Source organism: Kitasatospora sp. NPDC053057, from assembly GCF_044546945.1.
GTDB lineage: Bacteria > Actinomycetota > Actinomycetes > Streptomycetales > Streptomycetaceae > Kitasatospora.
In genome coordinates this window covers 543470-564486 of the sequence record NZ_JBITZP010000001.1, presented here as the reverse complement: position 1 = coordinate 564486, position 21017 = coordinate 543470, and the positions used below count along the sequence as shown (strand labels likewise).

The following is a 21017-nucleotide window of genomic DNA, read 5'->3' as shown; positions in this document are numbered from 1 at the left end:
CCCCGGAGAGCAACCGCCCTCCGGGGCCCGTCAGTTGGCACGGCCGCTGAACAGCCGCACCGGACAGCCTCAGCGCGCGCAGGCCCCCGTGGAACCGCGCATCACCAGCTCCGGCTGGAACATGAACTCGCCGCGCTGGGCGGCGTTCCCGCCGACCTCCTCCAGCAGCGCGTCCACCGCCGCCGTCGCCATCGCCTCGACCGGCTGGCGGATCGTGGTCAACGGCGGCTCGGTGAAGGCGATCAGCGGCGAGTCGTCGAAGCCGACCACCGACACGTCCTGCGGCACCGACAGCCCGCGCTGCCGCACCGCCCGGATCGCCCCGAGCGCCATCATGTCGCTCCCGCAGACGATCGCCGTGCAGCCCTTGTCGAGCAGCGCACCGGCCGCCGCGTGCCCGCCCTCCACGCTGAACAGCGTGTGGTGGACGAGGCCTTCCGCCTCCTCCTGCCCGAACCCGAGCACCTCGCGCATGGCCGCCGTGAAGCCCTCGATCTTGCGCAGCACCGGCACGTACCGCCGCTGCCCGACCGCCAGGCCGATCCGCTCGTGCCCGAGTTCGGCCAGGTGCTGGACGGCCATCCACATCGCGGACCGGTCGTCCGGCGAGATGAACGGCGCGTCGATCTTCTCGCTGAAGCCGTTGATCAGCACGAACGGGACCCCGCGCCCGGCCAGCCGGGCGTAGCGGTCGTGGTCGGCCGTGGAGTCGGCGTGCAGCCCGGAGACGAAGACGATGCCCGCCACTCCCCGGTCTACCAGCATCTCGACCAGTTCGTCCTCGGTGGACCCGCCCGGGGTCTGGGTGCACAGCACCGGAGTGAAGCCGTGCCGGCTGAGCACCTGCTCGATCACCTGCGCCAGCGCGGGGAAGATCGGGTTGCTCAACTCCGGCGTGATCAGCCCGATCAGCCCGGCGCTGCGCTGGCGCAGCCGGGTCGGCCGCTCGTAGCCGAGCACGTCGAGCGCCGCCAGGACGGTCTGCCTGGTGGCGGCGGAGACGTTCGCCTTGCCGTTGAGCACGCGGGAGACGGTGGCTTCGCTGACCCCCGCCTGCGCCGCGATGTCTGAGAGTCGCGCCGTAGTCACGGTCCCTGAGCCTATTGCAACCACGTCAGACCGCCCACCAGCCGGTGGTGTCCGGAGCGAGCACCGTCTCGCCGCCGTCCACCACGAGTTCGGTCGAGGCGAGCAGCAGCCGGCCCGGGGCGGCGATCCGCACCGGCTCGCCGGTGGTGTTCACCGTGCAGACGAAGGAGCCGCGCCGGAAGGCGAGGGTGCCCTCGGGGCTGTCCAGCCACTCGACCTCGGTGCCGGCGCCGAGGTCGGGCCGGGCCCGGCGGACGGCAAGGGCGCTGCGGTAGAGCTCCAGGGTGGAGGACGGGTCGCCGGTCTGCGCCTCGACGCTCAACTCGGCCCACTCGGCCGGCTGCGGCAGCCAGGACGGCCCGCCCGCGACCGGTCCGAAGCCGTACGGGGCCTCGCTGCCGGACCACGGGATCGGGACGCGGCAGCCGTCGCGGTAGCCGTCCTGGCCGGCCTGGCGGAAGAAGGACGGGTCCTGGCGGACCTCGTCCGGCAGGTCGGTGACGTCCGGCAGGCCGAGCTCCTCGCCCTGGTAGACGTACGCGGAGCCGGGCAGCGCGAGCATCAGCAGGGTGGCGGCGCGGGCGCGGCGCAGGCCGAGCGGACGGTCGCCGGGGGTGCGGATCTGGGTGCCGAGGCCGGGCTCGTTGGCGAAGCGGGTGGCGTGCCGGGTGACGTCGTGGTTGGACAGCACCCAGGTGGTGGGGGCGTCGACCGGGCGCATCGAGTCGAGCGAGAGGTCGATCACCTCGCGCAGCGCGGCGGCGTCCCAATCGGTGCCCAGGTACTGGAAGTTGAAGGCCTGGTGCAGCTCGTCGGGGCGGACGTAGTTGGCGGTGCGCTGGACGGTCGGGGTCCAGGCCTCGGCGACGCCGATCCGCTGCCCCGGGTACTCGTCGAGGATCCGGCGCCAGCTGCGGTAGATCTCGTGCACGCCGTCCTGGTCGAAGAACGGCATGACGTCGTTGCCGAGCAGCTTGAGCTGGTCGGCGCCGCCGAGGTCGGGCAGGCCGGGGGCCTTGACCAGGCCGTGGGCGACGTCGATGCGGAAGCCGTCCACGCCCATGTCCAGCCAGAACCGCAGGATCGAGCGGAACTCGTCGGCGACGGCCGGGTTCTCCCAGTTGAAGTCGGGCTGCTCCGGCGCGAACAGGTGCAGGTACCAGTCGCCGGGGGTGCCGTCCGGGTTCTCGGTGCGGGTCCAGGCCGGGCCGCCGAAGATGGACTCCCAGTCGTTGGGCGGCAGTTCGCCCTGCTCGCCCTTGCCGGGGCGGAAGTGGTAGCGCTCGCGCAGCGGGGAGCCGGGGCCCTCGCGCAGGGCGCGCTGGAACCACTCGTGCTGGTCCGAGGAGTGGTTGGGGACGAGGTCGACGATGATCCGCAGCCCCAGCTGGTGGGCGTCGCGGATCAGCGCGTCGGCGTCCAGCAGGGTGCCGAACATCGGGTCCACGGCGCGGTAGTCGGCGACGTCGTAGCCGGCGTCGGCCTGCGGCGAGGCGTAGAAGGGAGAGAGCCAGACGGCGTCCACGCCGAGGTCGCGCAGGTACGGCAGGCGGCTGCGGATGCCGGGCAGGTCGCCCATGCCGTCCCCGTTGGAGTCGGCGAAGCTGCGCGGGTACACCTGGTAGATGACCGCGTCCCGCCACCAGCCTCTGGACGCGCTGCCAGTCACAGGATCCAGGGCGGCCGCCTCGTGAGCGGTGTCGGCGGCAGGCCGGGAGGTGTCGGCCAGGTTCTGGGTCATGGACGGTATCCCTTGGGGACTAGAGGAGCGGGGAGCGCTGGGTCGTCGGGCAGCGCTGGAACGGCGGTGGGCCTCAGGACTTGGAGGCACCGGCGGTCAGGCCGGTGACCAGGTGGCGCTGCACCAGGTAGAAGAAGGCCGCGGACGGGATCGCGATCAGCACCGCCGTGGCGGCCATCAGGTTCCACTGGGCGTCGTGCTCGCTGACGAAGCTCTGCAGGCCGACGGCCAGCGTGTACTTGTCGGAGCTGAGCATGAAGGTGGAGGCGAACGGCACCTCGGCCCAGTAGGTGAGGAAGGAGTAGAAGGCGGCCACCGCCAGGCCCGGGCGGGCGAGCGGCAGCACCAGCCGCCAGAACGTGCCGAACGGGCTGAGCCCGTCGACCCGGCCGGCCTCGTCGATCTCCACCGGGATGGTGTCGAAGTAGCCCTTCAGCAGCCAGGCGCAGTACGGCACGGTGGTGGTCGAGTAGACCAGGATCAGGCCGGTGTAGCTGTCCAGCAGGCCGAGTTCGGAGAGCATCGTGTACATCGGCACGATCAGCACCGCGATCGGGAACATCTGGGTGACCAGCAGCGACCACATCAGCGGCTTGTGCCCGGGGAACTTCATCCGGGAGACGGCGTAGCCGGTGGTGGCGGCGAGCAGCACGCCGAACACGGTGGTGACGCCGGAGACCAGCAGGGCGTTGCCGAACCAGGTGAAGAAGTCGGTGTCGGCCAGCACGTGCTGGTAGTTCGACAGCGTGAGCTTGCCGAAGATCTGGCCGGGGTGGAGGTAGTCGGTCTTGTCCGGTCCGAGCGAGACGAAGAGGATCCAGCCGACCGGGAACAGCGCGATCAGGCTGGCCAGGATCAGGACGCCGTGGGACAGCGCCTTGGACAGCGGGCTGCTCTCGCCGCGCGGCCGGAACTTGGCGGGCCGGGCGGCCGGGGCCGCGGTCGCCGCGGCGGCGGGGCGTTCGGTGGTGGTGCTCATCGGGGTTACCTGCCTTCGTGGGTCAACTGGGTCCGGCGCCTCAGCCGTTGGCCTGCTCGTTGCGGGCGAGCCAGCGCCGGTAGAAGGCGGTGAAGACGATCAGGATGGACAGCAGGATCACGCCGTACGAGGCGGACTGCGCGAAGTCCTGGGGAATCTGGCCGAAGGCGAGGCGGTAGGCCCAGGTGACCAGCAGCTGGGCGTCGGGGGCGCCCTTGCCGAACAGCAGGAAGATGACGTTGAACTGGTTGAACGTCCAGATCACGCCGAGCAGCACGACGGTGGAGGAGACGCTGCGCAGCCCGGGCAGGGTGATGTGGCGGAACTGCTGCCAGCGGGTGGCGCCGTCCATCTCGGCGGCCTCGTACAGCTCGGCCGGGATCGACTGCAGGCCGCCGAGCAGCGAGATCATCATGAACGGCACGCCGGCCCAGGTGTTGACCAGGATCGCGGCCGCCTTCTGCGCCCACGGGTCGGTGAGCCAGCCGGGCTCGGGCAGGTGCAGCGCGGAGAGCATGGTGTTGACGACGCCGCCGTCCGCGAGCATCAGGCGCCAGGAGAAGACGGTGACGAAGGTCGGGACGGCCCACGGGAGGATGAGCAGCATCCGGTAGGCGGCACGCCCGCGCAGCTTCTTGTTGAGCAGTACGGCGAGGCCGAGGCCGAGGGTGTAGTGCAGGCAGACGCAAATGACCGTCCAGCCGATGGTCCACACGAAGTGGGACCAGAACCGGTCGTACGAGCCGGGGCCCCAGAGGATGTCGGCGTAGTTGTGGAAGCCGATGTAGTGGTAGCTGGCCGGGATCTCGTTGACGCCGATCTTGCGGGCGACGTTGAGGCTGTTGGCGTCGGTGAGGGTCAGCCAGACGCCCTGGACGAGCGGGTAGAACACCAGGACGCCGAGCACCAGCACGACCGGGGTGATCATCGCATAGGCGTACCAGTGCTTGGCGTAGGAGCGCTTGAGGCGTTCCAGCAGGCCCGGACGCTGATCGCGCTCCCGGCTGCCCTTGCCGGTGGCGCCCTGCACGGCGACTGACATCGTTTGCACCTTCTCGGGGGGAATTCTCGGGGGAGCCGACGGCCCGGCCCGCCGGTGTCGGCGGGCCGGGCTGCGGGGACTACTTGGCGAAGCCCGGCAGGAGCTTGGCGTAGTCCGTGGCCACGGTGTTCAGCGCGTCCTGGGTGCTGGTGCCCTGGACGGCCTTGCCCAGGTTGGTGCCGAGCGAGTCGAACAGCGAGCCGTACTCGGGCAGTTCGGGGCGCGGCTTGGCGCTGCCGAGGATGGCCTGGAAGCCGGCGATGCCCGGGTCGGCCTTGACGTCGGCGGTGTAGGCGTCGGAGCGGGTCGGCAGGGTGGAGTTCTTCTGCGCGATGAAGGCCTGGCTCTCGGCCGAGGTCATGAAGGCGGCGAACTTCTCGGCGGCGGCCTTGTGGGCCTTGTCGGCACCGGCGTAGACCGCGATGTTGTGGCCGCCGGTGGGGGCGCCGGCCTTGCCGCCGGAGCCGGCCGGGACGGGGGCGATGCCGAGGTTCTTCTTGTCCGCGAAGGCGGAGCCCTTGTAGATGTTGGTGATCTCCCAGGGGCCCTGGATGATCGCCGCGACCTTGCCGCTGTTGAAGGCGTCCATCATGTGGGCGTAGGCGTCGGTGGTGACGTCGGCCTTGGCCGTGCCGGGCGAGGTGAACATCGACTTGTAGGTCTCGATGCCCTTGACGGCCTCGGGCGAGGTGATGGTGATCTTCTTGTTGGCGGCGTCGACGGTGTCGGTGCCCTCGCCGAACAGGAACGGCATCGCGTAGTAGCCGTCGGCGGCCTTCAGCCAGAAGCCGTCGACGCCCGCCTTGTCCTTGATGGTGGCGGCGTCGGTCTTCAGCTCGTCCCAGGTCTTGGGGGCGTCGGTGATGCCGGCCTTGGCGAACAGGTCCTTGTTGTAGAGGAAGCCGAGGGTGTCGGTGACCAGCGGGACGCCGTACAGCTTGCCGTCGTACTTGGCCTGCTGGATCAGGCTGGGCTGGAAGGCGGAGGTGTCGGCGGCGGCCGGGGTGCCGTCCAGCGGCTCCAGGAAGCCGGCCTTGGCGAACGCGGCGGTCCAGCCGACGTCGGAGCGGAACACGTCCGGTGCGCCCTTGGCCCCCATGGCGGTCTGCAGCTTGTTCTGCGCCTGGTCGAACGGCACGTTGACGAAGTTGACCTTGATGTTCGGGTTGGCCGCCTCGAACTTCTTGGCCAGTTCCTGGTAGTTCGGAGCCTCGTTGGTGGCGTTCGACGTGTCCCAGTACGTGAGGGTGACCGGGCCGTCGGCCTTGCCGTCCGAGCCGGAGCCGCCACTGCTGCCACAGGCAGCCATCGAGACCGCGAGGGCCACAACGAGGGCAGAGGCCGCGATGCCACGCCGCATGAGAACTCCTTGGGAGGGTGGGGGTGCCCGAGATGTTCGGAGACAGGCGCATAATGGCTGCCTCGTGCCGACCGCACCGTTGCTGCCGTCGGGCTCGGAAGGAAGTTAACAGCGGCGCAACAGCGACGGAAAGTCCTTGCAGCAAGTTTCTGCAAGAAATGGCGATCGTTACGCCCACGTGTCCTGGACGTAGCCGCACGGTAGTTGACGGCGCGACGCGATGTCCGCCTTCGCCCGATTCACCCCGGCCTGGGTGGCCGAAGCAACCACCCTGGGTGGCTGAAAGGCGCTTGCAGCAGACTGGACGCATGCGCATCAGAGCCGCCACCGAGGACGAACTGCCCCTGCTGGGCGAACTGGAGCGGGCCGCCGGGGCCCTCTTCGCCGAGATCGGGATGCCGGAGATCGCGGAGGACGAACCCCCGGCCCCGGAGGAGCTGGCACCCTACCTGGAGCACGGCACCGCCCTGGTCGCCGAGGCCCCCGACGGGACGATCGCCGGCTACCTGCTGGCCGAGCCGGTGGACGGCGCGCTGCACATCGAACAGGTCTCGGTCCACCCCGACCACGCCCGCCGGGGCATCGGCCGGACGCTGATCGAGCACCTCGCCGAGGACACCGACGCCCCCGCGCTCACCCTGACCACCTTCGCGGACGTCCCCTGGAACGCCCCCTACTACGCCCGCTGCGGCTTCCGCCCGCTGACCGACGCCGAACTCACCCCCGGCCTGCGCGAGATCCGCCGCAAGGAGGCCGAGCACGGCCTCGACCGCTGGCCCCGGCTCTGCATGCGCCGGGACCTGCGCTGACCGGGGCCTACGTCGGCCGGGCCCCGGGCTAGTGCACGCCCAGCCGCAGCACGGTGGTCGAGCGGAACTCCTCCCCCGGCCGCAGCTCGGTGCTCGGGAAGGCCGGGTGGTGCGGGGAGTCCGGGAAGTGCTGGGTCTCCAGCGCGATCCCGGCGAACGGCCCGTACGGCACCCCGCTCGCGCCGGTGACCGCGCCCTGGAACTTGTTCGCCGTGTAGACCTGGACGCCCGGCTCGGTGGTCAGCACCTCCAGGGTGCGGCCGCTGACCGGGTCCTCCAGCAGCGCCGCCCGCGCCGGGCCGCCGTCCACCGGGCGGGCGCGCAGCACCCAGTTGTGGTCGTAGCCGCCCGGGCCGGCCAGCTGCGGGTGGTCGTCGTGCACCGACTTGCCGATCGGGGTGGCCACGGTGAAGTCGAAGGGCGTGCCGGCCACCGGCTCGGTCCGCCCGTACGGGATCTGCCGCTCGTCGGCCGGGGTGTACTCGTCGGCGTCCAGGGTGAGCAGCTGGCCCAGGACGTCACCGCTGCCCTCACCCGCGAGGTTGAAGTAGGCGTGGTTGGTCAGGTTGACGACGGTCGGCCTGTTGGTGACGGCCCGGTAGGCGATCACCAGCTCACCGCCGGTACCGGGGGCGTACGACAGGGTGTAGGAGACGGTGACGTCCAGCGCGCCGGGGAAGCCCTGGTCGCCGTCCGGGCTGTGCAGCCGCAACAGCACCCCGCCCTCGACCGGCTCGGCCGCCCACATCCGCTGGGCGAAGCCGTCCGGCCCGCCGTGGATGGTCATCCCGCCGCCGGTCGGGGCCAGCGGGTGGTCCTGGCCGTCGATGGTGACGCTGGAGCCGTCGATCCGGTTGGCGTACCGGCCCACCACCGTGCCGTAGTGCCGCGCCGGGCCCAGGATCTGCGCCAACTCATCCGTGGAAAGCAGCAGTTGGGCCGGGCGCCCGGCCCGGTCCGGCGCACTGAGGGTGTGCAGGGTGGCGCCGAGGGTGAGCACGCTCGCCTCGTACGGGCCGGCCGTCAGCGTCCAGCGCTGGATCGCCGCGCCCGCACCCGAGGGGTCGAGGGGTTCGCGGCGCACCGTGGTGGCCTCGCTCGCCATGGCCTGCTCCTCACTGGCGGCGGCAGTGCGCCGACTCCGCCCGGTCCCGGTCCGTCCAGGGGGCTTCGCGGCGACCCCCCGTGGTGTCCGTCAGCCTAGCGACGGCGGCGGCAGCGGGGGCGCTTCCACGCCTCCGCGCGCCGCCCGAACGCCACCGGCCGCCACCGCCTCACGGCCGCCGACGTCCACCGGCCGCCGCCGTGTCGCGCGCGCCGCTACTCCCCCGGCTCCTCGACCTGCCGCTGCTGCAGCCCCAGCGCCGAGGCCAGCCCGTCCGGCCCGGTGCCCGCCTTGCGGTAGACCGCCGCCAGCCGCCGGTTGACCAGGCTCAGGTGCACCCCGAGCTGCTCGGCGATCCGCTGCGGCGGCACGCCCTTGACCGCCAGGTTGGCCACCTCCCGCTCCGGCCCGCTGAGCGCCTCCAGCGTCTCCTTGAAGTCGTGCAGCCCCAGCCGGTTGGGCCGCAGTCCGTAGTTGGCCAGCTCCCGCCGGGCCCGGTCGACCAGCTTCTCCGCCGAGCAGTGCTGGGCCAGCTCGATGCCCTGGTACAGGTACTCCTGGGCGTCCTCCAGCCGCCCGACCCGGCGCAGCGCGGCGCCGAGGTCGACCAGCGCGATGGCGTGCTCGTACCCGGCCGGGGACTGCCCGAGGTGCTCCACGGCTTGCTCCAGCAGCTCCACCGCCTGCTGGCCGTCCTCGATCCGCGCCTGCAGCCGCAGTGCGCTGCCGATCGCCGAGGCGGTGCCGAAGGCGCGGGCGTCCCGGACGGCCTTCTGGGCGTACTCGCGGGCGCGCTCGGGCTCGTCGGCCGCGATCGCGATTGCGAGGTGCCCGGCCCACGGCGCCCACACGGTGTTGCGCCAGCCGCGGACCTCCAGCTGGGCCCCGGCCTCGGTGAGCGCGGCGGCCGCACCGGCGTGCCGTTTCTTGGCGACCAGCAGCTTGCCGTACAGCGAGGCGGCGTCCGGCAGCACCATGGCGGTCGCGTGGTAGGGCGGGTGGAACCCGAACCTGTTGGCCTCCTCCCAGGCCTCCTCGACCCGGCCGCGGGCGATCAGGGTGTCCACCAGCACGCCGACGGCGTCCCAGGCCAGCGGCAGCTTGGCCCCGATCCGCTCGGAGATGCGGTAGGCCCGGCCCAGGAAGTCCTCGGCCTCGGCGAGCAGTCCGCGGCGGAACCGCGCCAGCCCCATCAGGAAGTACGCGAAGCCCCGGTGGGCGCCGCTCCAACCGGCCAGCTCGAACTGGATGATGGCGTCCGCGGCCAGCCGCTCGGCCTGGGCGATGCGGTCGTTGTAGATGTACGTGAGGCAGAGCATCGAGGGCAGTTCGAAGCCCCAGGTGGTGTCGGTCCAGCCGAGGCCCTTGGGCAGCCGGCCGCCGTCCAGGACCTCGTCGGCGAGCGCCAGCGCCTCGGCGGAGGAGGCGCCGCGCAGGGTCAGGTCCCAGGCGCGCATGGCCAGCACGGCCCGGTCCGCGGCCTCCCGGCCGGTCAGGTTCCGGCACAGCTCCGCGAGCCGGGCGGAGCGGCCGGGGCCGTCCTCCTCGGACTTGCGGAAGGCGTGCCACCTGAACGAGGCCGCCTGGAGCCGCTGGCGCCGGGCCGGGTCGATGGTCTGCTCGGCCTCCTCCTGGCAGACCAGGGCGGCCTGGCCCAGTTCGCCGCTGTGGGCGAGCACCTCGGAGAGCCGGAAAGTGGCGTCCACCCGCAGTTCGGGGCGCAGCGGCCCCTCGTCGGGGTCGAGGGCCAGCCTGAGCTGGTTGACGGTGGCACCGGGGTCGGTGAGCAGTGCGGAGCAGCCGAGCTCGTACAGCACCTCGGCCTTGATGTCGTCGGCGGGCGGCTCGTTGAGCGCGCGGTGCAGACAGCGCTGGGCGGCCTCGGGGGCGCCGATCAGCTGGTGTTCGACGGCGGCGCGGCGCAGCTTCTTGACGATCCGGTCGTCGCCCTCGCCGGAGTGGGTCTCGACCAAGTGGCGGGAGGCGGCGAGCAGGCCGAGCCCGGCGTTCTCGATCTCGACTGCGGCGATGCCGTGCATGCCGAGGCGGGTGGCCTCCGGCATGGTGTTGTAGATGGAGCTGGCGATCAGCGGGTGGACGAACTCGAGGTTCCCGTTGGGGGCCTGGGTGAGCACGCGCTGCTTGCGCAGTTGCTTGATGGACTCGCGGGCGCCCTCGGTGCTCTGGGTGGAGATCCGGGTGACGAGGTCGACCCGGATGTCGGTGCCCAGCATGGCGCAGGCCCAGGCGAAGCGCAGGGTGGCGGGGCCGAGCCGGTCCAGCCAGCTCTTGAGGGTCATCCCGGTGGCGTCGACGGCGAGTTCGCGCAGCTGACGGGAGTTCTCCTCGACCGGTTCGAGCTCCTGGTCGCGGACCTGGTCGAGCAGGCGGCCGGCCTCGAAGGGGTTGCCGTTGACGACGTTCCAGAACTCGTAGCAGAAGGCGTCCTCGGCCTTGTCGCCGAGTTCGGCGCGGATCATGTCGGTGACGGAGTTCAGGGTGAGCCGGCTGAGCTCGTGCTTGCGGCTGGCGAGGTTGAGGACGCCCCGGCGTAGGTCCTGGGTCTCGGTGGGCCAGTCGTTCTCGTCCTCGCGGAAGGCGAAGACCAGCAGTACGGGCAGTTCGCCGGAGCGGACGGCGAACTTGGCGAGCCAGGAGAGGGACTCGGCGTCCGCCCAGTGCAGGTCGTCGACGATCATCACCATCGGCGCGCGGCGCGGCGCGAGCTGGGTGAGGACGTAGTCGAGGCCGTCGCGCACGCCCTGGGGGTCGAGGCGGCGGGCGCCGGCCTTGGGCTGCTTGAGGCCCATGGCCGGTCCGACGACCTCCTCCCAGGTGCCCATGACCTGGCTGAACTCGTCGGGCTCCAGCCGGGTCAGGACGGGCTGGAGGAGCTGGCGCAGCACGTGGTACGGCTCCTTGAACTGCCGTTCGCCGCCGCGCGCGAACAGCACGGTGGCGCCCTCGCGCAGGCTGGCGAGCCGTCGGACCTCGTGCAGCAGGCTGGTCTTGCCGATGCCGGGACGGCCGGAGAAGGCGAGCAGTTCGCCGATCTCGGTGCCGCCGGCGGCGAACTCGCGGCAGAGGCGGTCGACGGCCGCCTCGACGGAGCGCAGTTCGGCGTCGCGGTCGCGCAGCCGGACCCGGACCGCGGCTCCGCCGTCGCCCCCGCCGGAACCGGTTCCCGTCCGAAGTTCGTTACCCTGATCGGTCACCGTCTTGCCCTCCGCCTCACCCGCTCGCGGGACGGCTCCGCCGCCGCGCGGAGGGAGCCGGTCCATCACTGTTCGTGGAGCCGAGGTTAGCGCCGCGTACGGCTCCCCGTGCGGCATTCGTGCAGGCTGGGGCGGACGGTGAGGGTTCGGGCGGCTTGCCAAGGGCAATTGCCCTATATCCCTAACGTCCGATCATTGCATCAGATACCCTACGGCCCGCGAGGCGCGGATGATCTTGCGTGACCCACCCTCACCCGCCGCGCCCCGTCGCGTCAACTCCCCCACGAGAAGTGCTCGAACCACAAGCGCCCCCACCCTCCGCTGCACCGGGAGTCCGATGTCTGACGACAGTTCACTTCAGATCCCGTTCCCGTACCGCCGCAGTCCGCACGGCCCGTACGCCACCGCGCTGCACCGGGACTGGCTGATCCGCCACCCGCTGCTGCCCGACGCCGACCACCCCGGCTACGCGCACTGGGAGGTGGTCGACCTCGCCGCGCTCGGCTACCCGGACGCCGGCCCGGACGAACTCGCCCTGGCGGCCGACCTGATGGGCTTCTACTTCCTCTTCGACGACCAGTTCGACGGCCCGCTCGGCCGCCGCCCCACCGAGGTCGCCCCGATCTGCGAGCGCCTGATCGCCGTCCTGCACGGCGCCCGGCCCGACCAGCGCTCCCCGGTCGAGACCGCCTTCGCCGACCTGTGGAGCCGCAGCGTGCGCGGCATGCCCGCCCGCTGGCAGGCCCGGGCCGCCTACAACTGGGAGTACTACTTCGCCAGTCACCCGGCCGAGGCGGCCGGCCGGATCTCCGCCCGGCCGCCGGACCGGGACGGCTACCTGGTGCTCAGACGGGGCACCGCGGCGATGGAGACCATCTTCGACATGGTCGAACGGATCGGCGTGTTCGAGGTCCCCGCCTCGGTGCTGCACCACCCGGTGCTGCGTCAGATCCGGCAACTGGCCGCCGACATACCGTCCCTCAGCAACGACGTGCGCTCCTTCCCGCTCGAAGCCCCGCGCGGCGACGTCAACAACCTGGTGATGATCGTCCAGCGCGAGCGCCACTGCTCGGCCGAGGAGGCCTGCTCCGCGGTGATGGCGGAGGCGCAGCTGATGGTCGAGCGCTGCGCCGAGCTGCACGAGCGACTGCCCGACGTCTTCCGGGAGTTGGGCCTGTCCCGGATCGAACGCACGATAGCCCAGCGGTACGCCGACGGGCTGCTCACCTGGCTGGCCGGCTACCTGAGCTGGGAAGCCCGCACCGGCCGGTACCACACGGTCTGAGCGAACCCCGGCCCCGACGTCGGAGCACCGCCGGGCGCGGCCGCCCCGGGAACGGCCGGAACGCGGACCCTCCGTACGGGTCCGGCGTACGGACCGTAGCCGCGCCGCACACCCGACGGCTATCGTGCTCGTCGGCGGGCGCCCCGGCGGGGCGCCGCCCGACTGCGTGTCCGCACCCTCCCGCCGGACCGCCCCCTGACCGGGCGGCCCGGCGCGCCGCCCCCGGTCCGATCGGCGCCGGGGGCGCCCGACGTCGCGAGGAGACACAGAACATGACGGTCTACCAGCCCCCCGGCGCTCCCGGCAGCATCGTCGCCTACCGTTCCCGGTACGACCACTGGATCGGCGGCGGATGGGCGCCCCCGGTGCGCGGCGAGTACTTCGGCGACCCGACGCCGGTCACCGGCGAGGTGTTCACCGAGGTCGCCCGCGGCACCGCCGAGGACGTCGAGGCCGCCCTGGACGCGGCGCACGCCGCCGCCCCGGCCTGGGGCCGCGCCTCCGCCGCCGAGCGGGCGCAGGTCCTGCTGCGGATCGCCGACCGGATGGAGGCCAACCTGGAGCAGCTGGCCGTCGCGGAGAGCTGGGAGAACGGCAAGCCGGTGCGCGAGACGCTGGCCGCCGACCTCCCGCTCGCCGTCGACCACCTGCGCTACTTCGCCGGCGCGCTGCGGGCCCAGGAGGGCAGCCTCTCCCAGCTGGACGAGGACACCGTGGCGTACCACTTCCACGAGCCGCTGGGCGTGGTCGGCCAGATCATCCCGTGGAACTTCCCGATCCTGATGGCGATCTGGAAGCTCGCCCCGGCGCTCGCGGCCGGCAACGCGGTGGTGCTCAAGCCCGCCGAGCAGACCCCGGCCTCGGTACTGCTGCTGGCCGAGCTGACCGCCGACCTGGTGCCGCCGGGCGTGCTCAACATCGTCACCGGCTTCGGCGAGGAGGCGGGCGCCCCGCTGGCCGCCAGCACGCGGGTCCGCAAGCTCGCCTTCACCGGCGAGACCAGCACCGGCCGGCTGATCGCCCGCGCCGCCGCCGACAACCTGATCCCGGCGACCCTGGAGCTCGGTGGCAAGAGCCCCAACCTGTTCTTCGCGGACGTCGCCGCCGCCGACGACGCCTTCTACGACAAGGCCGTCGAGGGCTTCGCGATGTTCGCCCTCAACCAGGGCGAGGTCTGCACCTGCCCCAGCCGCGCGCTGATCGAGTCCTCGGTCTACGAGCGGCTGCTCGGCGACGGGCTGGCCCGGGTGCGCGCGATACGCCAGGGCAACCCGCTGGACACCGAGACCCAGGTCGGCGCGCAGGCCAGCGCCGAACAGCTGAAGAAGATCCTGTCCTACTTCGAGATCGGCCAGGCCGAGGGCGCCAAGGTCCTGGTCGGCGGCGAGCGCGCCGACCTCGGCGGCTCGCTGTCCGGCGGGTACTACGTGACGCCGACGGTCTTCGAGGGCGTCAACAGCATGCGGGTCTTCCAGGAGGAGATCTTCGGACCGGTCGTCTCGGTCACCCGCTTCGACGGCTTCGACGAGGCGGTCGCGCTCGCCAACGACACCCAGTACGGGCTCGGCGCGGGCGTGTGGACCCGCAACATCAACACCGCCCACCGGGCCGGGCGCGCCATCCAGGCCGGCCGGGTCTGGACGAACTGCTACCACGCCTACCCGGCGCACGCGGCGTTCGGCGGCTACAAGAACTCCGGCATCGGGCGGGAGAACCACAAGGCGCTGCTGGAGCACTACCAGCAGACCAAGAACCTGCTGGTCAGCTACTCCCCCGACGCGGTCGGCTTCTTCTAGGCCCCTCGGCTGGCAGGCCCCGGCAGAAGTGGAGCGGGAGACCTCGTCCGGTCTCCCGCTCCACCGCCACTCCCCGCGGCGGGCTTTCGGGGCAAATCCCCTGTTCCGGGAATTTCGCCTGGTTCGGGATCCAAGCACATGAATCGGCTGATTTTCCCGACGCGCCGCCGACATGCCCGGGCAGCCCCCGCGAACGCCGTAGACAGGACTCCCCGTTCCCGATCCCTCCCAGGGAGTCCGGCATGACCATCGCCCCCGCCAAGCTCACCGACCCCGCCGTGCGCGCCTTCGTCACCGCGATCAACGCGGGCGACCGTGAGGCCTTCTTCCACGTGCTCACCACGGACGCGACCATGTCCGACGACGGCTCCGACCGCGACCTGAACGAGTGGGTGGACCGGGAGATCTTCGGGCCGAACGGCCGGATCGACGTCCAGACCGAGTCCTCCGGCGGCCACGCGCTGGTCGCCAACTTCACCAACGAGACCTGGGGCGAGATGCGCACCGCCTGGCGGTTCACCGTCGACGACGGGAAGATCAGCCGCTTCGAGACCGGCCAGGCCTGACCCGGCACCCGGCCGGTCTCAGGACAGCCCCAGGCACCCCCGCACCGCGCGGATCAGGTTGCGCGAGCGGACGTCCCCGGTGACACCCGGCTGCATGCCGTTGGTGACGTACCCGAAGCCGAGCCCGAGTTCCGGGTCGGCGAAGCCCAGCGAGCCGCCCCGGCCCGGGTGGCCGAAGCTCGCCGGGGACGTCATCGGCGCGGTCGGGCCGTGGCGCCAGAAGCCCAGGCCGAAGGTGGAGTTGACGATCAGCACCTGGTCCGGGCCGTTCACCACCGGCCCGACCGCGCGGGCCAGCACCTCCGGGCCGAACAGCGGCGGCAGCAGTGCGCCGGAGCCGTCCGGACGGTCGGCCACGCCGATCAGCGCCGCGTAGAACCGGGCCACCGAGCGGGCGGTGCCGATGCCGCCCGCCCCCGGGATCTCGGCGGCCTGCACGGCCGGGTCGTTCATGTTCACCCCGGGCAGCACCGAGGCGAAGGCGCGGGCGGTCAGCGAGGTCGGGTCCTGGTAGGCGTCCCGGACGGACTGCTTGGGCCGCAGCCGCAGCCCGCTCGGGCCGGTCCGGGCCGCCTCCGGGGCGGGCAGGTCGACCAGCTTGCCGACCCGGGGCGCGGCGCCGGCCGGCAGCCCGATCCACAGGTCCAGCCCGAGCGGCCGGGCGATCTCCTCGGCGAAGTACTGGCCGACGGTGCGGCCGCTCACCCGGCGCACCACCTCGCCGACCAGCCAGCCGAAGGTGTACGGGTGGTAGCCGTGCGCCGTGCCCGGCTCCCAGGCGGGCGCCTGCGCGGCCACCGCGGCCACCGCCCGCTCCCAGGTCAGCACGTCCTCCAGGCGCAGCGGCACGTCCAGCGCCGGCACCCCGGCCTGGTGCGACAGCAGCCAGCGCACCGGCACCGCGCCCTTGCCGGCCGCCGCGAACTCCGGCCAGTACGAGGCCACCGGCGCGTCCAGGTCGAGCAGGCCGCGCTCGGCCAGCAGCAGCGCGGTGGCCGCGGTCAGCCCCTTGGTGACCGAGCGCAGCACCTGGGCGGTGTCCGCCGTCCACGGCACCGCGGGCGCCGGCCGCCCGCCGACCTCGGGCCGGGCGTCCCCGCCCCACAGGTCGACCACCTTGCGCCCGCGCAGGTACAGCGCGAACGCCGCGCCCAGTTCGCCGTACTCGGCGAAGTTCCGCGCGAAGGCCTCCCGTACGGGCTCGAACCCCTCGGCCGTCTCGCCCCAGATGTCCACCACCGCGTGCCGTCCTCAGGTCGTTCGTCGCCGTCCAATTGATCGATCCCGCGTTCGAAGCGGGCCCCGAAACCCTAACCTGTCGCTCATGACCAACCCTGCCGAAGAGCTGCTGGACATCGTCGACGACAACGACCGGGTGATCGGGACCGCGCTGCGCGGGGAGGTGTACCGGCAGGGGCTGACCCACCGCTGCGTCTTCATCATGGTCCGCGACCCGGCCGGCCGGATCTTCGTCCATCGCCGCACCGACACCAAGCTGTTCGCCCCCGGCGCGTACGACATGTGGGTCGGCGGCGTGGTCGGCTCCGGCGAGACCTACGCCGAGGCCGCCGTCCGCGAGGCCGAGGAGGAGCTCGGGGTGCACGGCATCGCGCCGCGCCCGATCTTCAAGTTCCTCTTCCGGGAGCCCGACGGCGGCAAGCTCTCCTGGTGGTGCGACATGTACGAGGCGGAGTGGGACGGCCCGGTCTCCCCGCAGGAGTCCGAGGTCGCCTGGCACGCCTGGCTCACCCCCGCCGAACTGTCCGAGCGCCTCGCCCGCGACACCTTCGTCCCCGACGGCCTGGAGGCCCACCGCCGCTACCTGGAGCGCCAGGGCTAGGCAGCGCGGTCAGGCAGGGCGGGCCAGGCCGCATGGGCCCGCGGGCGGGCGCCGGATAGGCTGACGCGCATGGCCTCCCGTACGCCGTCGCCGACGGCCGACCGCGCAGCACGGACCGCCGCCGCCCCCGACCGGGGCGCCGCGGGTGAGCGGCCGCGCCGGCGGCTGAGCGTGGACGAGCGGCGGGAGCAGCTGATCGCCGTGGCGCTGGAGCTGTTCAGCCGGCGTCCGCCGGAGGAGGTGTCGATCGACGACATCGCCGCCGCCGCGGGCGCCTCCCGGCCGCTGGTGTACCACTACTTCCCGGGCAAGCAGGCGCTCTACGAGGCCTCGCTGCGGCGCGCCGGGCGGGAACTCTCGGCCCGGTTCGAGGAGCCGATGGAGGGGCCGCTGTCGGATCGGCTGTACCGGGTGATGGGCCGCTACCTGGACTTCGTGCAGAGCCACGGGCCGGGCTTCGCCGCACTGCTGCGGGGCGGCTCGGTGGCGGCCAGCGCGGGCACCTCGGCGGTGATCGACGAGGTGCGCCGGGCCGCGCACGACCAGATCCTCAGCCACCTGGCGATCCCCGCGCCGAGCGCCGGGCTGCGGTTGACCGTCCGGGCCTGGATCGCCAACGCCGAGATCACCTCGCTGGAGTGGCTGGCCGAACGGTCCGTTCCGCTGGAGGAACTGCAGCTGCACCTGGTGCAGGAGTTCGTCGCCTCGCTCACCTTGACCGCCGCCAGGGAGCCCGCGCTCGCCGCCGAGCTGGCATCCTTCTTCGCCGATGAGCGGCCCGACGGACCGACCGGGCGCTTGGTCCAGGACCTCGCCGGGCTGTTCGCCGTGCCCGGCATCCTCGACGCGGTCACCGCGCTGGCCACCGGGACACAGCCCGCCGGGTCGGTGGGCGAAGCGTCCGCGCAGGCCATGGAGGGTTCCGCCGAGGACCCCGCGGAGTGATCATCGGGTGATCCTGCGGTTCGGCGACGACGGTCGGCTCTGATAGGAATGGGCGGGGACTTGACGGCGCGCCGCCCCGGCGGGCCCCGTCCCACCCGAACCACCGACGGCAGACGGAGCAGAGCGGGGGGCTCACCAGTTGACCCAGGACGTCCAGTTCAGCGCGGAGGCCAACCCCTTCGCGGCGGCCGAGCAGGTCTGCGCGACCCTCGGCACCCTCACCGACGCCCTCTTCGACGAGCACACCTCGCGCCACCCGGCGGCCTCGCTGAGCGCCCTGAAACCGGCTGAACACCCCGCCGCCGAGGCGCTGTTCGGCCTGCCGCTGGCCCCCAACGGGCCGGTGCACGAGGCCCTCGACCGGCTCGGCACGGTGATCACCGCCGGCACGGCCCGGCCGGGCACCGGCGCGCGGATCGCCGACCGGGTGACGACCGCGCTGCACCACCGCTACGGCGGCGGGGCGGTGCGCGGCGCCATCGCCGACCGGGGCACCACCTCGGCCGCGCTGTTCCAGCTGCCGGTCACCGGCGAGTTCGCCGACGCCAAGCTGCGCCCGCCGTTCGCCCCGGCGCTGGCCGCGTTGGCGGCCGGGCGGCAGACCCGGCAGCCGGTCGAACTCGCCACCGGCGCGGGCACCGAGGTCCGGCTGGTCGTCCCGCCGGGCTTCCACCCGCTGACCTCCCCCGGCGGGCCCCCCGGGGTCTCCGCCCGTACGGTGCCCCCGCTTCCGGACGGCGGCGACGGGACCACGGACGCCGACGGGGCCGACCGGGCCACCGTGGCGGCGGCCGCCGAGCTGACCGGGCACCTGGCCGAGGTCGCCGAGGAGCTGTTCAGCGCCACCGGCCCGGAGCCGCGCCGCGACTTCGCGGTGATCTCGGCGACCCTGACCGACCTGGTCCAGGACGCGGGCGTCCGCTATGCGGGCGTGTGCGCGCTGGAGGTCGACGGGCGCGCCTCCGAGGCCACCCTCGTCATCTCGCTCGCCCGCCACCCGCTGCCGATCACCGCCTTCGCCACCGAGCTGGCCACCGTACGGCGGCACGCCGAGGTCTGGACGGTGCTGCTGCCGGCCGGTCCGGCCGCCGTCCTGGTCGAGGGGCGGACCGTCCCGGTGCCCGGGCCGCTGGCCGCCGACGGACAGCGCCGCTGGGTGGTCACCTCGGCCGTCCAGGCGTTCGTGCCGCTGCCGGACGGCGGAACGGTGCTGTGCGCCCAGCTGTCCACGGCCCGGCCGGAGGACTGGGAGCTGTACACGGAGGCGTTCGCGGAGCTGCTGAAGAGCATCCAGTTCGGCTGGGACGGCGTGCCGCTGACGGCGGCGGCCGCGCCCGCGCAGGAGGCCGCACCGGTGCCGGTGCCGGTGGCGCCTCCCGCCGCTTCGACCGCTGCGCCCGTGCCGGAGGAGCCGGAGGAGGAGCCGGAGGAGAAGCCGGTGCACCTGCGCGGCACGCCGGTGCGCATCCCGCCCGCGGACTTCAACCCATTCGCGCCCGTCGCGCAGGAGGAGGCGGCGGCGGACGCCGCCGCCGCTGCCGTCAGCGCGGAGCCGGCGGAACGCAAGGGCACTCCGGTGATGATCCCGCCGCCGGACTTCGACCCCTTCGGCATCGCGGGCCTGGCCCCGACCGCGGACGAACCCGCTACGCCGGCCGCGGGCGCCGGAACGGCGGCCCCCGACCCGTTCGGGACGACGGTCGCGGCCGAGCAGAAGCCCGACCCCTTCGGCACCGCCCTCGCCTCTCAGGGCCCGGCCGTCCCGCCGCCGCCTTCGACCCCACCGCTGATCCCGGCCCAGACCACGCCGGTGACCGCGCCCGCAGCGAACGCGGAGGAGCCGGCCAAGCGCAAGGGCACTCCGGTGATGATCCCGCCGCCGGACTTCGACCCCTTCGGCATCGCGGGCCTGGCCCCGACCGCGGACGAGCCGGAGGCGGAGACCGAGGCGGAGGCTGACGCGGCGCCGGAGCACCGCCCGTTCGGCTGACGGACGGCAATAGCCGGGCCGCCGACTGTCGACGGATAATGGATGACAACTAACAGATTTCAGATTTCGTTCGCTGAAATCTGTTAGTTGTCATCTGTCAGGTGTCAGCTGTCGGTTGTCATCTGTTTCTCGCCGCCCTTCCCCCGCGCCTCGATCAGCGCCCCCACCCCGTCCAGCATCCGTGCCAGCCCGAACTCGAACAACGCGTCCAGGCTGAGGTCGATCTCCGGCCCCCGGTTCAGTGCGTCGAACATCGGAAAGCGCTCCGGGTCCGCCATCAGCCGGTCGTGGTCCTCGTCGTCCAGCCGGTCCATCCACTCGTCCGCGGACATCCCGCTGTCCTGCTCGGCCTGCGCCTCCCGCTCGAAGTGGACAGCCAGCCCGCAGGTGAAGGCCGCCAGGCTGACCGACGCCTGGGCCATCTCCTCCCAGCTCAGCCCCAGCCCCGCCAGGACGGAAATCGCCCGCTCGGTGTGCAGCGCCGCGTCGGGCGCCAGCACCGGCCGGGTGAAGGACATCGTGGAGGCCAGCCACGGGTGGGTCCGGTAGATCCGCCACTGCAGCCGCGAGACCTCCTCCAGCCCCGTCCGCCAGTCCGACGCCGGCGCCCCCGGGAGCGGCTGCTCACCGAAGACCTTGTCCATCATCAGCCGCAACAGCTCGTCCTTGCCCGGCACATGACGGTAGAGCGACATGGTGGCGACGCCCAGTTCGGTCGCGACCCGGCGCATCGACAGTGCCGCCAGACCCTCGGTGTCGGCGACCCGCACCGCGGCCTCGACGATCCGCTCCCGGCCGAGCTCCCGCTCCCCGCCCTTCGCCCGCCGCACGCCCGCCACACCCGGCGCCCGCGCTGCGTCCCGACCCGCGGCAGGAGCCGCGGCTTCAGCGACAGCCGCAGCCGTAGTCGCAGCCGGACGAGCCGCCACAGGCGCCGGCCGGGCCACCACCACCGTCCCCACCCCCGGGACGGCCCGCACCAGCCCCTCCTCCCGCAGCCGGTTCAGCACCTTGGTCGCGGTGGCCATCGCCACGCCCCACTCCTGCGTGATCCGCCGCGTGGAGGGCACACGGCCGCCCGGCTTCAACTCCCCTGCCGCGATCCGGCGTCGGAGCTCGGCCGCGATCCGCTCCGAAGGCGTCCCGCCGTCCACCACAACCACCACCGCCCGCTCGACCGACCGCACTAGTGCACCGCAGGCGCCCACGCTAGCAGTCGGCCACAACCCTCGGGCAAACCCCAACCCGAACGAGC

16 protein-coding genes are annotated in these 21017 nt (G+C 72.7%); 7 read left to right on the top strand and 9 right to left on the bottom strand.

Annotated features, from left to right (window positions below):
* Nucleotides 1-69: 69 nt before the first annotated feature.
* The 5 genes from ACIG5E_RS02525 to ACIG5E_RS02505 all read right to left on the bottom strand — a co-directional run bounded on the left by ACIG5E_RS02525 (nt 70) and on the right by ACIG5E_RS02505 (nt 6211).
* Nucleotides 70-1089 carry a LacI family DNA-binding transcriptional regulator gene (locus ACIG5E_RS02525; protein WP_396530972.1) on the bottom strand — a complete coding sequence of 340 codons (1020 nt, stop codon included), beginning with the start codon at nt 1087-1089 and terminating at the stop codon, nt 70-72.
* A gap of 25 nt (nt 1090-1114) precedes the next feature.
* On the bottom strand, nt 1115-2830 hold the full coding sequence (locus ACIG5E_RS02520; protein WP_396530971.1) for a glycoside hydrolase family 13 protein: 1716 nt from the start codon (nt 2828-2830) through the stop codon (nt 1115-1117).
* A 73-nt stretch (nt 2831-2903) separates the two neighbouring features.
* Nucleotides 2904-3809 carry a sugar ABC transporter permease gene (locus ACIG5E_RS02515; protein ID WP_396530970.1) on the bottom strand — a complete coding sequence of 302 codons (906 nt, stop codon included), beginning with the start codon at nt 3807-3809 and terminating at the stop codon, nt 2904-2906.
* A 40-nt stretch (nt 3810-3849) separates the two neighbouring features.
* Nucleotides 3850-4851: a carbohydrate ABC transporter permease gene (locus tag ACIG5E_RS02510; RefSeq protein WP_396530968.1), complete on the bottom strand. Its 1002-nt coding sequence runs from the start codon at nt 4849-4851 to the stop codon at nt 3850-3852.
* A 79-nt stretch (nt 4852-4930) separates the two neighbouring features.
* A complete protein-coding gene (locus ACIG5E_RS02505; RefSeq protein WP_396530966.1) occupies nt 4931-6211 on the bottom strand; it encodes an extracellular solute-binding protein in 1281 nt (426 codons plus the stop codon).
* Nucleotides 6212-6519: 308 nt separating this feature from the next.
* On the opposite strand from ACIG5E_RS02505, the gene ACIG5E_RS02500 reads away from it, so the two are divergent.
* A complete protein-coding gene (locus tag ACIG5E_RS02500) occupies nt 6520-7020 on the top strand; it encodes a GNAT family N-acetyltransferase (protein WP_396530965.1) in 501 nt (166 codons plus the stop codon).
* 28 nt (nt 7021-7048) lie between these two features.
* On the opposite strand, the gene ACIG5E_RS02495 is transcribed toward ACIG5E_RS02500, so the two are convergent.
* Together ACIG5E_RS02495 and ACIG5E_RS02490 are read right to left on the bottom strand one after the other, a co-directional pair.
* On the bottom strand, nt 7049-8125 hold the full coding sequence (locus ACIG5E_RS02495) for an aldose epimerase family protein (RefSeq protein ID WP_396530964.1): 1077 nt from the start codon (nt 8123-8125) through the stop codon (nt 7049-7051).
* Nucleotides 8126-8340: 215 nt separating this feature from the next.
* Nucleotides 8341-11340: an AAA family ATPase gene (locus ACIG5E_RS02490; RefSeq protein ID WP_396530963.1), complete on the bottom strand. Its 3000-nt coding sequence runs from the start codon at nt 11338-11340 to the stop codon at nt 8341-8343.
* Nucleotides 11341-11677: 337 nt separating this feature from the next.
* On the opposite strand from ACIG5E_RS02490, the gene ACIG5E_RS02485 reads away from it, so the two are divergent.
* The 3 genes from ACIG5E_RS02485 to ACIG5E_RS02475 all read left to right on the top strand — a co-directional run bounded on the left by ACIG5E_RS02485 (nt 11678) and on the right by ACIG5E_RS02475 (nt 14987).
* Nucleotides 11678-12625, top strand: coding sequence for a terpene cyclase (locus tag ACIG5E_RS02485; RefSeq protein WP_396530962.1), 948 nt, complete (start codon nt 11678-11680; stop codon nt 12623-12625).
* A gap of 272 nt (nt 12626-12897) precedes the next feature.
* Entirely contained in the window at nt 12898-14421 is a 1524-nt protein-coding gene (locus tag ACIG5E_RS02480) for an aldehyde dehydrogenase family protein (RefSeq protein WP_396530961.1), read from the top strand.
* Nucleotides 14422-14663: 242 nt separating this feature from the next.
* On the top strand, nt 14664-14987 hold the full coding sequence (locus ACIG5E_RS02475; protein WP_396530960.1) for a nuclear transport factor 2 family protein: 324 nt from the start codon (nt 14664-14666) through the stop codon (nt 14985-14987).
* Between the two features lie 18 nt (nt 14988-15005).
* Here the strand turns inward: ACIG5E_RS02475 and ACIG5E_RS02470 are convergent, their stop codons facing one another.
* Entirely contained in the window at nt 15006-16226 is a 1221-nt protein-coding gene (locus ACIG5E_RS02470) for a serine hydrolase domain-containing protein (protein ID WP_396530959.1), read from the bottom strand.
* An 85-nt stretch (nt 16227-16311) separates the two neighbouring features.
* On the opposite strand from ACIG5E_RS02470, the gene ACIG5E_RS02465 reads away from it, so the two are divergent.
* The 3 genes from ACIG5E_RS02465 (at nt 16312) to ACIG5E_RS02455 (ending at nt 19762) form a co-directional block, all read left to right on the top strand.
* On the top strand, nt 16312-16827 hold the full coding sequence (locus ACIG5E_RS02465; RefSeq protein ID WP_396530958.1) for an NUDIX hydrolase: 516 nt from the start codon (nt 16312-16314) through the stop codon (nt 16825-16827).
* 69 nt (nt 16828-16896) lie between these two features.
* Entirely contained in the window at nt 16897-17772 is an 876-nt protein-coding gene (locus ACIG5E_RS02460; RefSeq protein WP_396530957.1) for a TetR/AcrR family transcriptional regulator, read from the top strand.
* Between the two features lie 139 nt (nt 17773-17911).
* Nucleotides 17912-19762 carry a hypothetical protein gene (locus ACIG5E_RS02455; RefSeq protein WP_396530956.1) on the top strand — a complete coding sequence of 617 codons (1851 nt, stop codon included), beginning with the start codon at nt 17912-17914 and terminating at the stop codon, nt 19760-19762.
* 104 nt (nt 19763-19866) lie between these two features.
* Here ACIG5E_RS02455 and ACIG5E_RS02450 read toward each other — a convergent pair whose 3' ends face one another.
* Nucleotides 19867-20916 (bottom strand): TetR/AcrR family transcriptional regulator C-terminal domain-containing protein, encoded by a 1050-nt coding sequence (locus ACIG5E_RS02450; RefSeq protein WP_396531025.1) that lies wholly within the window; start codon nt 20914-20916, stop codon nt 19867-19869.
* Nucleotides 20917-21017 lie beyond the last annotated feature (101 nt).

What these genes read in the sequence shown, in the direction of transcription:
- ACIG5E_RS02495 (WP_396530964.1), bottom strand. Translation starts at nt 8,125, where the DNA reads ATGGCGAGCGAGGCCACCACGGTGCGCCGCGAACCCCTCGACCCCTCG.
- ACIG5E_RS02485 (WP_396530962.1), top strand. Translation starts at nt 11,678, where the DNA reads ATGTCTGACGACAGTTCACTTCAGATCCCGTTCCCGTACCGCCGCAGT.
- ACIG5E_RS02475 (WP_396530960.1), top strand. Translation starts at nt 14,664, where the DNA reads ATGACCATCGCCCCCGCCAAGCTCACCGACCCCGCCGTGCGCGCCTTC.
- ACIG5E_RS02515 (WP_396530970.1), bottom strand. Translation starts at nt 3,809, where the DNA reads ATGAGCACCACCACCGAACGCCCCGCCGCCGCGGCGACCGCGGCCCCG.
- ACIG5E_RS02500 (WP_396530965.1), top strand. Translation starts at nt 6,520, where the DNA reads ATGCGCATCAGAGCCGCCACCGAGGACGAACTGCCCCTGCTGGGCGAA.
- ACIG5E_RS02460 (WP_396530957.1), top strand. Translation starts at nt 16,897, where the DNA reads ATGGCCTCCCGTACGCCGTCGCCGACGGCCGACCGCGCAGCACGGACC.
- ACIG5E_RS02480 (WP_396530961.1), top strand. Translation starts at nt 12,898, where the DNA reads ATGACGGTCTACCAGCCCCCCGGCGCTCCCGGCAGCATCGTCGCCTAC.
- ACIG5E_RS02505 (WP_396530966.1), bottom strand. Translation starts at nt 6,211, where the DNA reads ATGCGGCGTGGCATCGCGGCCTCTGCCCTCGTTGTGGCCCTCGCGGTC.
- ACIG5E_RS02510 (WP_396530968.1), bottom strand. Translation starts at nt 4,851, where the DNA reads ATGTCAGTCGCCGTGCAGGGCGCCACCGGCAAGGGCAGCCGGGAGCGC.
- ACIG5E_RS02520 (WP_396530971.1), bottom strand. Translation starts at nt 2,830, where the DNA reads ATGACCCAGAACCTGGCCGACACCTCCCGGCCTGCCGCCGACACCGCT.
- ACIG5E_RS02465 (WP_396530958.1), top strand. Translation starts at nt 16,312, where the DNA reads ATGACCAACCCTGCCGAAGAGCTGCTGGACATCGTCGACGACAACGAC.